Annotated in this window: 12 protein-coding genes; 5 read left to right on the top strand and 7 right to left on the bottom strand. The window is 34.2% G+C overall.

Going from position 1 to position 12,083, the window contains the following annotated elements:
* Positions 1-96 precede the first annotated feature (96 nt).
* Both asnB and FHP04_RS03495 read left to right on the top strand, forming a co-directional pair.
* Complete coding sequence (gene asnB, locus FHP04_RS03500) at positions 97-1,782, top strand: asparagine synthase B (RefSeq protein WP_139854584.1); 1,686 nt, start codon at positions 97-99, stop codon at positions 1,780-1,782.
* Positions 1,783-2,028: 246 nt separating this feature from the next.
* Positions 2,029-2,529, top strand: a complete 501-nt coding sequence (locus FHP04_RS03495; RefSeq protein ID WP_139854582.1) for a hypothetical protein — start codon at positions 2,029-2,031, stop codon at positions 2,527-2,529.
* A gap of 137 nt (positions 2,530-2,666) precedes the next feature.
* Here FHP04_RS03495 and FHP04_RS03490 read toward each other — a convergent pair whose 3' ends face one another.
* The 3 genes from FHP04_RS03490 to FHP04_RS03480 all read right to left on the bottom strand — a co-directional run bounded on the left by FHP04_RS03490 (position 2,667) and on the right by FHP04_RS03480 (position 4,971).
* On the bottom strand, positions 2,667-3,422 hold the full coding sequence (locus tag FHP04_RS03490) for an acyl-CoA desaturase (protein ID WP_139854580.1): 756 nt from the start codon (positions 3,420-3,422) through the stop codon (positions 2,667-2,669).
* A gap of 56 nt (positions 3,423-3,478) precedes the next feature.
* Positions 3,479-4,051 carry a Crp/Fnr family transcriptional regulator gene (locus FHP04_RS03485; protein WP_139854579.1) on the bottom strand — a complete coding sequence of 191 codons (573 nt, stop codon included), beginning with the start codon at positions 4,049-4,051 and terminating at the stop codon, positions 3,479-3,481.
* Positions 4,052-4,131: 80 nt separating this feature from the next.
* Complete coding sequence (locus tag FHP04_RS03480) at positions 4,132-4,971, bottom strand: 1,4-dihydroxy-2-naphthoyl-CoA synthase (protein ID WP_139854577.1); 840 nt, start codon at positions 4,969-4,971, stop codon at positions 4,132-4,134.
* Between the two features lie 189 nt (positions 4,972-5,160).
* On the opposite strand from FHP04_RS03480, the gene FHP04_RS03475 reads away from it, so the two are divergent.
* On the top strand, positions 5,161-6,279 hold the full coding sequence (locus tag FHP04_RS03475; protein WP_139854576.1) for a C1 family peptidase: 1,119 nt from the start codon (positions 5,161-5,163) through the stop codon (positions 6,277-6,279).
* Positions 6,280-6,387: 108 nt separating this feature from the next.
* On the top strand, positions 6,388-6,846 hold the full coding sequence (locus tag FHP04_RS03470; protein WP_139854575.1) for a hypothetical protein: 459 nt from the start codon (positions 6,388-6,390) through the stop codon (positions 6,844-6,846).
* Positions 6,847-6,897: 51 nt separating this feature from the next.
* Here the strand turns inward: FHP04_RS03470 and FHP04_RS03465 are convergent, their stop codons facing one another.
* The 4 genes from FHP04_RS03465 to FHP04_RS03450 all read right to left on the bottom strand — a co-directional run bounded on the left by FHP04_RS03465 (position 6,898) and on the right by FHP04_RS03450 (position 10,998).
* Positions 6,898-7,728, bottom strand: coding sequence for a CvfB family protein (locus FHP04_RS03465; RefSeq protein WP_139854573.1), 831 nt, complete (start codon positions 7,726-7,728; stop codon positions 6,898-6,900).
* An 84-nt stretch (positions 7,729-7,812) separates the two neighbouring features.
* Positions 7,813-9,477, bottom strand: a complete 1,665-nt coding sequence (gene menD / locus FHP04_RS03460) for a 2-succinyl-5-enolpyruvyl-6-hydroxy-3-cyclohexene-1-carboxylic-acid synthase (protein WP_139854571.1) — start codon at positions 9,475-9,477, stop codon at positions 7,813-7,815.
* Between the two features lie 31 nt (positions 9,478-9,508).
* Complete coding sequence (locus FHP04_RS03455) at positions 9,509-10,573, bottom strand: isochorismate synthase (RefSeq protein WP_139854569.1); 1,065 nt, start codon at positions 10,571-10,573, stop codon at positions 9,509-9,511.
* The gene (locus tag FHP04_RS03450; RefSeq protein WP_139854567.1) at positions 10,573-10,998 is read right to left on the bottom strand and encodes a PaaI family thioesterase; all 426 of its coding nucleotides are present in this window, start codon (positions 10,996-10,998) and stop codon (positions 10,573-10,575) included. The genes FHP04_RS03455 and FHP04_RS03450 overlap by 1 nt, the downstream gene beginning before the upstream one ends.
* 44 nt (positions 10,999-11,042) lie before the next feature.
* Between FHP04_RS03450 and FHP04_RS03445 the strand changes: the two genes are divergently transcribed.
* Complete coding sequence (locus FHP04_RS03445; RefSeq protein WP_139854566.1) at positions 11,043-11,684, top strand: alpha/beta hydrolase; 642 nt, start codon at positions 11,043-11,045, stop codon at positions 11,682-11,684.
* Positions 11,685-12,083: the final 399 nt, after the last annotated feature.

The raw sequence follows: 12,083 nt of genomic DNA, 5'->3' as shown, positions 1-12,083 counted from the left end.
AGTCAAAAAAAATTAAAGCAAAACTAAATTGGTATCCAAACGGAATCGGGGAAACCAAACATCACGAAACTCAACTATTAACCAAATATTCAAATTATGTGTGGAATTGTATGTGTATTCAAACTAAAAGAGCCCTCTGAGGAACTTAGACCTCAAATACTATCAATGGCAAAGACTATTCGTCATCGTGGACCGGATTGGAGCGGTGTATTTACCAATGATAAAGCTATAATGGCTCACGAGCGACTTGCTATTGTAGACCCTATATCAGGGAAACAACCGCTTTATAGCAGTGATGGAAACCTTGTTTTGGCAGCAAATGGCGAAATCTATAATCATACCGAATTGAGAAAACAATTAAACGGTTATGACTTTCAAACTAAAAGTGATTGTGAAGTTATTTTGCCTTTATACAAAGAAAAAGGCCCAGATTTTCTTGACGAAATGAACGGTATTTTCGGCTTTGCACTTTATGATATTGAAAATGATAATTATTTTATTGCTCGCGATCACATGGGCGTCATTCCACTGTATATGGGATGGGATCAAAACGGAACCTTTTATGTTGCTTCAGAATTAAAAGCCCTAGAAGGCACGTGTACCAAAATTGAACTCTTCCCTCCTGGTCATTATTTAGATAGCCGTGAAGGTGAAATTAAGAGATGGTACAAGAGAGATTGGATGGAGTTTGAAACAGTTAAAGAAAATGAAACTAGTATTGAAGATCTTAGAAATGCATTAGATGCTGCAGTAAAGAGACAGCTAATGAGTGATGTGCCTTATGGTGTTTTACTTTCTGGTGGCTTAGACTCTTCCATTACCTCTGCTCTAGCCAAAAAATATGCAGATAAACGCATAGAATCTGGCGATACCGAAGGGGCTTGGTATCCAAGGTTACATTCATTTGCAGTCGGTCTAGTGGGGTCCCCAGACTTGGCTGCTGCAAAATTGGTTGCGAATCATCTAGGAACTGTACATCATGAAATCAATTTTACAATTCAAGAAGGGCTTGATGCTATCAGCGATGTGATATACCACGTGGAAACCTACGATATAACTACCATCCGCGCCTCTACACCTATGTTTTTATTAGCGCGTGCTATCAAGGCCATGGGAATAAAAATGGTGCTTTCTGGCGAAGGAGCTGACGAGATTTTTGGTGGATACCTTTACTTTCACAAAGCCCCTTCCGCAAAGGATTTTCATGAAGAAAATGTGCGTAAATTAGACAAACTACATATGTACGACTGTTTACGTGCAAACAAATCATTAGCTTCATGGGGAATCGAAGGTCGAGTGCCATTCTTAGACAAAGAATTTATGGATGTGGCTATGCGACTAAACCCTAAAGATAAAATGATAATTGCTGGTAAAAGAGGTTCTCACGAAAAGCAAGCAATGGAAAAATGGGTGTTACGCGAGGCTTTTGGCGATATGTTACCCGAAGCTGTTGCTTGGCGACAAAAAGAACAATTTAGCGACGGTGTAGGTTACAGTTGGATTGACTCTTTAAAGGAAATGGTAAACAATAAAGTAACAGATGAACAAATGGCAAATGCTCATTATCGTTTCCCTATACAAACTCCTACTAGCAAGGAAGAGTTTTACTACCGCACTATTTTTGAAAGTCATTATCCTAGTGATGCCGCAGCTTTAACGGTACCTAGCGTGCCTAGTGTAGCTTGTAGTAGTCAAGTAGCCCTGGATTGGGACGAAAGTTTTAAAAATATGAACGACCCAAGCGGACGGGCGGTTGCAAACGTACACGACGACGCCTATTAGAGCAAATAATGAGTATTGATTCAAAAAGCATCTAAGAGTTTTTTTGGGTGCTTTTTTTCATGAATGTGAATAAGTAGCTGAACAACTCCTTTTCCTTTATATTGTTGAAAATTTAAAATATATCCTATATTTGATTGTTAACCTAAAAATTTCCCAGTATAAAATATATGAGAATTGCTTTATAAGAAATTATAGGTCAAGCTAAAAATCGCACTTTTAATAATTAAATTTTAGAATATTCATAATATGGCAAATTACAAAGCAAATTCGAACAACTCATTGTCTTTTATTTTAACTTCAGCCAATATAAAAATCGGAGAATTACTGTATAACAAATGGTATGATTCAAATGCAGAAATTATAATCTCTAATGGTGATAAGTTTCAACTTAAACCAAAAGGAATATGGAATTCTAAAGTTGAATTAAAAGACGACAAAAAGACTATATTAGATTTTAAACTTAGTTGGAATGGAATTTTAATAAAAACTTATTTTAATGAATTAGAAGAAAAGTTTTTACTTCGAATTAAAGGAGTTTCAAGCAATAAATTCATATTAACCGACACGAACAAAAGAGAACTATTAGTAGCCGAAATGGATACTAAATTAAATAACCTTAATTACAATTATAATATTAATACTACAGAAGAGTTTGAAAATTTCGCAAATAAAGATATTCTTGTATTAGCATTATTACATTGTATCAATTACTACATATATATTACAACAATTGTTTCAGTAAAATAAACTCTTAACAAATATCATATCATTTAGGCTTTGTAAAACCTACTACTTCAAACCATTTACAGTGACAATTAAAATAGGAAATAAAAAATCCGCTTTCCATTAAATAGAAAGCGGGTTTTATTTAAACGTTTAAGTTGTTACACTTCTCTTCTAACCACTTGGGTAATAGGTTTAATCTTTATAATTCCTAAGGCGTGTAAAACCTGCATTATTTTATAAGTAATATCAACCTCGTGCCAGCGAACGCCTCCAAAATTTGCGCGACTTGCGTGTTTGTGGTGATTGTTGTGGTACCCCTCACCCATCATTAAAAAATCAAAAGGCAAAAGATTTTTGGAGGTGTCCTTAGATTTAAAGTTAACATATCCGTAGATATGTGCGTACCAATTAATGATTACTCCGTGAATAGGTGCCATAAACAGCGCTACCGGGAAAAATAGCCATTGCCACCAAGCTGTTGCGAAGTAAAAGAAAAATGCAAAATACAATATACTCCAGATAATTCTAGAGAAATAAGAACTTGCAAAACTGTCAAAGCGTTCCCATTGTGGAACATTCTTAGTGAATTTTTCGTCAACCTCAATGCGTTTCTCATTTATATCGGCGTATATGTTTTTAGTGCGCCACATCATTGAAAAAACGCTGGCATCGTATTTTGGCGAATGAGGATCGTTCTCAGTATCGGCATAGGCGTGATGCATTCTGTGCATAACACCATAACCATAAGCACTTAAATAATTTGATCCTTGAAAAAACCAGGTTAACACAAAAGTTATTCTTTCGGTTAGTTTAGACATTGTAAAGGATTGGTGAGCGGCATAGCGGTGTAAGAAGAAGGTTTGGAAAAATAGTCCTCCGTACCAAAGTACCACTATAAATATCAATATTGTCATTAGCTATTTTTTTTACAAACATACTTGCAATAGCCAAGCCAAACAATGAACCTAAATCAATTAATACGTTTCCGAATACGACTTAAGGCTTGTGGCGTCACTCCAATGTAAGAACTGATATATTTAAGCGGGATATCTTTGATAAAATCTTGGCGGTTTTTAAATAGCTTTAAATACCGCTCTTCAGCAGTTTCATTTAAAAGAGATTGCTCGCGTTTCGATTTTAACAGAAATAGACGTTCAGCAGTTAATCTTCCAATTAAATTTCCAAATTGAGTATTTGCATAAACATCCTGTAAATCGGAGTACGAAATACTATACATATGTGTATCAGATAAAGCCTCCAGCTCATAAAGTGAAGGTTTTCTAGTTAAAAATGAATCGTAGGCGCTTACAAATTGGTTTTTAAAACTAAAACTAAAGGTTACCTCCTTTTCTACAAATTCCTTTGGCAGGTAAAATCGTACAACCCCAGATTTAATAAAAGAAATGTAGTTTTCAATCTCTCCTAGTTTTAAAAAAACGGATTTCTTTCTAAAATTTCGCTCTATTAATCTTGAGGAAAAGTAATGCCAATCCTCATCAGATATTTTTGATATACCTTCAATATGATTTCGGACAAATTCCATTTATTCTTAATCGATACTTTTGAAATCCGTTTATATAACTGTACTATAAATTAAATGCTAACTGCTTCAGAAAAATTATTCTATGGCAGCCACTTTTTATCAAAGTTAGGTTTGCGTTTTTCAAGGAAGGCATCACGACCTTCTTTTGCTTCGTCAGTCATATAAGCAAGACGAGTAGCTTCACCAGCAAACACTTGTTGCCCAACCATTCCATCATCGGTTAGGTTCATTGCAAATTTCAACATTTTAATAGATGTAGGGCTTTTTGCAAGTATTTCTTGCGCCCATTCGTAAGCTGTATCTTCCAGTTCGGCGTGAGGGATAACAGCATTTACCATTCCCATTTCAAAAGCTTCTTGTGCGCTGTAATTTCTTCCTAAGAAAAAGATTTCACGGGCTTTTTTCTGTCCTACCATCTTAGCTAAATACGCACTTCCGTAACCACCATCAAAACTTGTTACATCGGCATCAGTTTGTTTAAAAATAGCGTGTTCTTTACTTGCTAACGTTAAATCGCAAACCACGTGTAAACTATGTCCGCCACCAACAGCCCAACCTGGCACAACACAAATAACAGCTTTTGGCATAAAACGAATTAATCGCTGTACATCCAGAATATTTAATCGGTGATATCCATCTTCACCTACATAACCTTGATGGCCACGTGCTTTTTGATCGCCCCCACTACAAAAACTATAAACCCCATCTTTAGAGGAAGGACCTTCAGCTGAAAGTAAAACTACCCCAATTGATGTATCTTCTTGCGCATCGTGAAAAGCGTCAAGTAGTTCGGCTGTAGTTTTAGGACGAAATGCATTTCTTACATCTGGTCTGTTAAAAGCTATCCTCGCAACACCATTAGATTTTTTATAGGTTATATCGGTATATTCTTTTGCTGTTTTCCAATTGGGAGTATTCATAATTATTATTTTTGTTTTCAAAGATAGCAGATATTGTTTAGTATCATTTTCTATCTTCTTTGAAATTAAACATAAAATCTCTGCGCGCTCTACGCCTCTGCGGTGTCAAATTTACCGTAAAGACATAGAGTTCACAAAGAAAAGATGTCTCAAAATACTCAAATAAATAATACTCAAATAAATAAAACAATGCGCAGCCTTCTACTCCTCTTGGTAATTCTATTTACATTAAATCTATCCGCCCAAGAAAGATACAAATTTACAACTGTTACCGACCTTGAAACTACACCTGTATTAAGTCAAGGAATTACAGGAACTTGTTGGAGTTTTAGCAGTATTTCATTTTTAGAAAGTGAAATAATTCGCCTAACTGGGAAACATATCGATTTAAGCGAAATGTATCAGGTACGTAATACCTATCCCCTAAAGTCTGAAAACTACATCATGAGACAAGGAAAAGCACAGTTTGGGGAAGGTGGACTTGCTCACGACGTAATGAATGCTGTGGAAAAATACGGATTAGTACCTCAATTAGCTTTTAACGGAATGCCCGACGGGGAAAGCAAACACAATCATGCCGAGATGTCAGCTGTATTGGAAGCCATGCTAAAAACCTACGTAGAAAACCCAGGAAGAGAATTAAGTAGTAAGTGGCGTGCAGCTATAGATGCTGTTTTGGATATATATATCGGTAAGAATGTAAACAGTTTTACCTTCGAAGGGAAACAATATACACCACAATCTTTCTTAGAAATGACTAAGATTCAGCCAAAAGATTATTTAAGTTTAACTAGTTTCACTCACGCTCCGTTTTATTCAAACTTTATTTTAAATGTTCCTGACAACTGGAGTAATGGCAGTTTTTACAACTTACCATTAGATGAAATGATAGCAACCTTAGACAATGCATTGGAAAACGGATATACTGTAGAATTAGATTGTGATGTAAGCGAGCGTAGCTTTTCATCTAAAGAAGGAATTGCAGTTGTTCCTGAAGATGATGAAAATAAACTTAAAGCACTAAGCTTTATATTTCCTGAAAAAACGATAACTCAGGAGTACCGCCAACAGGAGTTTGAAAATTACAATACTACTGATGATCATTTAATGCATATCACAGGAATCCTTCACGATCAAAATGGCACTAAATATTATAAAGTTAAAAACAGTTGGGGAGACGACGAGAGTAGAGTTGCAAATGGTGGATATGTGTATTTTAGTGAAGCGTATATGCGTTTAAAAACTATTAGTATAACTATTCATAAAGACGCAATCGCAAAAAAAATTGCTAAAAAAATAAGTATATAATATCAGGCTTTAATTGTTCGTTTCAGAATAAAAAAGACTGGCTAAAGATTAAGTTAGTAGATAAATTATCTATTTATTCTTGGCTTAAAATTTGATATCTTTGTTTCGATGAAAAAATTATTGTTTCTTATATTATTATTCCCATTATTGGCTTCGGCTCAATTGGATTACGAGACCAATAAATATAAGTTAGATTTTGTTAAGCTTCCAGAAATTGAAAGTTTAACTACCACTTCCTTGTTATTTGAAGGAGATTTTCGATCTAAAGGTTTAAAAAGACTCCCATCTTTTAAGTTGAATAAACAAAATTATCGCGAACCGGTAAGTATGATTGATGCGATGATTACAAACCAAAGGTACGTAGAATCGGATCTTAAAATATCTTTAGACCCTAGAGAATACGGAGTTTACGGCGGAAATAGCAGTTATAGTGCAGATGGATCTACCAAAGTTAAAAACGAAGCATATTATGAAGCAAGCCGTGGATTTTTAAACGCAAACACTTGCCCTCCACACGGAATATGCGCACGTTGTGCACCTTTTAGACTAGGGCGTAGATATTACTAAGTTATTTACTGAAATCTACAACCCTATCTAGAAATTTGAATTGAATAGGATTTATTTCAACTCAATACCATCATCTTTAATGATGATTTGTTTGTCTTTATAAAGCGTTCCTATTGCTTTCTTAAAGCTTTTCTTACTCATACCCAACATATTTTTAATAGTGTCTGGATCTGATTTGTCGTGAAGTGGAAGAAATCCTCCTGCGGCCTCTAATTCTTCTCTAATAAAATTAGCGTTAGGCTCTATGCTTTTATAACCCGGTTGTTGAAGAACTAAATCAATTTTATTGTCAGGACGTATTTTCTTTACGAATGCTTTTAGCTTATCACCTGTACGGATATCTTCAAAAATGTCTTCTATATAAATCAATCCTTTATGAACACCATTAACAATAGCATTTGCTCCTTTTTCAGTTAAATGTGTTACTAAAATATCAACTTCTTGATAGGCTTCAACCGTTAGGTTTTCATTTTGAAGAAAATGGTTTGTTTTACTTGAACCAACTAAGCGGTTGGTTTTTTCGTCTATATATAAATAAACGATATACCAATTTCCTTTTTTCATTGGGCGTGCTTGTTCCTTAAAAGGCACAAACAACTGTTTTTCTAATCCCCAATCCATAAACGCACCATATTCGGTAACATCGCTACAATGTAAATATCCGAATGTATTTAATTGTAAAAATGGGTCTAAAGTGGTTGCTATAGGACGTTCTTCATTATCAAGGTATATAAAAACCGTGAGATCATCTCCTATTTCATATTCTTCTGGTTTGTATTTGTGAGGCAAGAGAACTACGTTTTCTTCGTCATCACCTAAATATAGACCCGGTTCGGTTTCCCTTAGGATCTCTAATGTATTGTATTCACCCAATTTTATCATAACTGCAAAGGTAGTGTTTTAAAGAAAATTAAAAATATAATAAACTATGGAAAACTTAACAAATTCTAATGTAATAAATTGGCCTTAGGCAATGAATTTAAAGTAATCCAAAAGCACATTATCGTTGATAGTCGAAGGCGTAAATATCTCTAACAAAGAAGGCCCTTTATCTGCTTGGAAGAATGTAGTAATTCCTTTACTTAATTCTTCATTTTCAGCTATAGATTGATACTTAAAACCATACATTTCTGAAAGATGTCTGGCTGTTAGATTGTGTTTGGTTTCAAAATAAGTATCAAATACTTTAGTATCTTTTTCACCAGGAAGAATTCTAAAAATACCTCCACCTCCATTATTGATTACAATAATTTTAAAATTCTTCGGTATATAATTATTCCACAATGCATTGCTATCGTAGAAAAAGCTCAGATCTCCAGTAATAAATATTGTTGGCAAGTTTGAAGCGTACCCTGCTCCTATTGCTGTACTTGTACTACCATCAATTCCACTAGTTCCTCGATTACAAAAAACTTCTGAGGATGCTGGTAAATTAAATAATTGGGCATATCTAATTGTAGCACTATTACTTAGTTGTAACTGAATATTTTGTGGAAGCTGTTTAATTATTTCAGAAAACACCATAAAATCTGAATACGGAATTTGGGTTTCATATATATTATGACGTTGTAATCTATAAGATTTTAACGATAACCATTGTTCCCGATAGTCACTATCTACAGCATTTGTTTTCGGAAGAAATTCAGTAAGAAATTTATTTATTGGCGTTTTAAAATGATGCGTTAAAGCAAAGAAAGTATCATAAGCTTTTTTTGAATCTACGTGCCAATGTTCTTCTGGAGTATAATTTCTCAAAAACGCTTTAATTCGTTTAGAAACCACCATTCCTCCAAAACTCAATAATACTTCCGGTTGGAGATTTTTAAAATCCTCTTCTGTCAATGGTGTTATAAGCTGATCTATAGCAGAAATAAAATTTTCATTATGAAGATTTGAAGTTGTTTCGGTTAGAACTAAAACACTTTTATCTTTTGCTAAATGTTCGATAAAGCGTTGCTCTACACTGTTTGGTGGTAGAACCCCAACCAAAATCATTTTGCGACTACTACTATTCCACTTAGTTTGAAAAGGTGCTAAATCTTCTGATAAATCGAAACTATCCAACCTAGCTTTTACATTTTGTGGTGAAACTAATAGCTTGTCAACGGTTTGGTATAAAGGTTCGGAAAAAGGAATATTAATATGAACAGGTCCCGATAACTCAATTGCTGTGTTTAAGGCAACGTTTATTTCGGTTTCATTTTTTTGTTGAAATTCATCACCCTCAGTACAGTTAGCACTGTAAAGAATATGGTTATGAAAAACATTTTCCTGACGAATGGTTTGTCCATCGCCTATATCTATTCGGTCTGCAGGCCTGTCTGCTGAAATAGCTATAAGCGGAATATCGCTATAAAACGCTTCCGTAATTGCTGGGTAATAATTTATTAGTGCTGAGCCGGAGGTGCAAACAACAGCTACTGGTTTTTTTAATTGTTGCGCCATTCCCAATGCAAAAAATGCAGCAGCACGTTCATCAACTATACTAAAGCACTTAAATTCCGGATGTTCTCCAAAACCTATGGTTAATGGTGCATTACGCGACCCAGGAGAAATTACGATATGATTAATTCCTTTATCCATACATAATTGAATAAGGGTTTGTGCGAGGATTTTATTTGTAAATTTCATGGAGTGTAAAGGTACAAAGACACTGTAGATTTTAAAGCATTGGCTGCAACACTTGTAACATTGTTTGCATTTTATTTTGAGTTTCCTGCCATTCTTCTTTTGGATTAGACTCTAATGTTATTCCACCACCAACAAATATACGCGCAACGGCATCTTCTATTTTCATACATCGTAAGTTTACCATAAGATTAGCCGAAGTCCCATTGTTGAATACAGGACCAAAAAAACCTGTGTAAAATTCGCGATTGTATCCTTCATTTTCTAAAATGAATTTTTGTGCTATTTCTTTAGGATTGCCACCTACTGCCGGTGTTGGGTGTAGAGCAGACGCTATAGCTGTGAGCGTTGTATTATTATTTAATTTACCCGTTATGTCTGTTCTAAGATGTAATAACGAACCAGCACGATGGGTATATGTTTTAGAAATCTCTAATGAAGAAGTCGCAGGTTTTAATTTATCTAAAATCATATTGGTTACCTGCTGTTGTTCATCTTTTTCTTTAGGTCTCCAAGTTGCGGGCTCATCATTAATATATGGTTGGGTTCCTGCCAAAGCCATAGTTGTAAACATATTATCATCTAAATTCACAAGTGTTTCTGGCGTAGCACCACACCACAAACCAGTTCTGGGATGAAACCAAATATATCGGAAGGCCGTAGGATAAGCTGAGAATAAACGTTTTAGTAATTTATCAATAGAAAAACTTTGAAGCTTTACGTTTTTTGAGCGCGAGATAACAATTTTACTTGCTATGTCATTTTTAATTGCTTCTATTGTGCTTTCTAACAGTTTAATATAATTACCTTCCTCATTTTCATCGTTTGAAACTGAAGTAACTTCTGCTATAAAGGGTTCTTTTACAAATTCAGAAACATAAATCTCTGACTCGATTTCAGGTATAAAAAAAGAAGAATTGTGATAGTTGAATGGCGAAAGTACAAATCCAGCTTTATTTAATTCTTTAATTTCGTGTAAGAAATCATTCTTTTGCAGAAGAGCTGATAAGGCTTTACTATTTGGTTTACTGTATACTACAAATGGTAATTTCTTCAAATAATGATTTGAAATTTTCTCAAGTAATAAATTAAAATCCATTATTTGGTTTTTGGTAAACTTATAGTTGTGAGTTTCACAAGAGAAACGAGATCGCCTTCTTCATTGGTTATCTTTATCTGCCATAGCTGAGTTGTACGTCCTTTATGAAGAATACTTGCGTGAGCATACACAAAACCTTCACGTACACTTTTTACGTGGTTGGCTGCAATTTCAATTCCGCGAACAACGATGTTTTCAGCGTTTAAAAAGAAATAGGCTCCTGCACTTCCAACACTCTCTGCTAAAGCGACAGATGCACCGCCGTGTAAAACACCGTCAGGTTGATGAACTCTAGGAGTTACTGGCATTTTTGCAATTAAAAAGTCATCTCCGACTTCCGTAAATTCTATATTCAAGGTTTCCATTAATGTGTTTTCACACATTTTTTTGGACATAGCTAAAATTTGATCTTTAGTGTACTTCATCTTATTAAATTACATTTGTAAAAATACAAAATTGAATACAACAAATGAGCACTGAAAAAGAAGCTTCTTACAAATCGGTCAACACTTATTCAACCTTAAATACTTTAACCGACAACACTAAAAATGTTTGGATAGTTTTTCACGGTTTGGGGTATTTAAGCAAATACTTTATTAGATATTTTTCTGAGTTGAATCCTGAAGAAAATTACATAATAGCACCACAGGCTCCTTCAAAATACTATCAAGACAGAAAATTTAAACACGTTGGCGCTTCTTGGCTTACACGTGAAAATACAATTCTAGAAACTGAAAATGTATTAAATTATATAGATGCTGTTTTTAAAAAAGAAATAACTAGAGAAATACCTAATTTAATTGTTTTAGGATATTCTCAAGGAGTTTCAATTGCTTCACGCTGGATTGCAAATAGAAAAATAAATTGTGATAAAATAATCCTTCATTCGGGAGGAATTCCAAAAGAGCTGAAAGTCTCTGATTTTGAATTTTTAAATCCTTCTACTAGGGTTATTTACTTATATGGTGATAAGGATGAATACATTACAGAAGCGAGAAAAACCGAAGAGCAATTAAAAGGAAGCGAGTTGTTTAATAACAGACTAGAAATTAAAGTTTTCGATGGAATCCATGAAGTTAATCGAAAATTTATAAATGAGATTGCTATATAAACATACAAATCCTTTAAAAGTTAAATTTTCAAAAATTATCATCAATTGGTTTGGGATAGTGTTTAATAAATTATATTTTGGCCCCCGGTTACCTATTGGAAACCCCCACTTTCCAAGTATGTAACCTTAAAGCTTAATAATTGGTTAAAATAAAAAGCTTTAAAATTGAACGGCCCTTACGGGCCGTTCTTTTTATGTGTGTTTGTTCGAAATCTAAACTTAACACCTTCCCACATTTTAATTACAATTATCTAAAATTTTAAGAAGATCAATAACTCTGCTATTTATTTCTTAATTTGTCTTAATAACTAAAATACCCCTCAATTAGTCAAAACAAAAAACCGCAACCTTTTCAGGTTGCGGTTTTGTATTAAGCTTAAATAATGTTGCTTGTAAAAA

Source organism: Aequorivita sinensis, from assembly GCF_006346335.1.
Taxonomy (GTDB): domain Bacteria; phylum Bacteroidota; class Bacteroidia; order Flavobacteriales; family Flavobacteriaceae; genus Aequorivita; species Aequorivita sinensis.
This window is presented reverse-complemented; position numbering and strand designations above follow the sequence as displayed.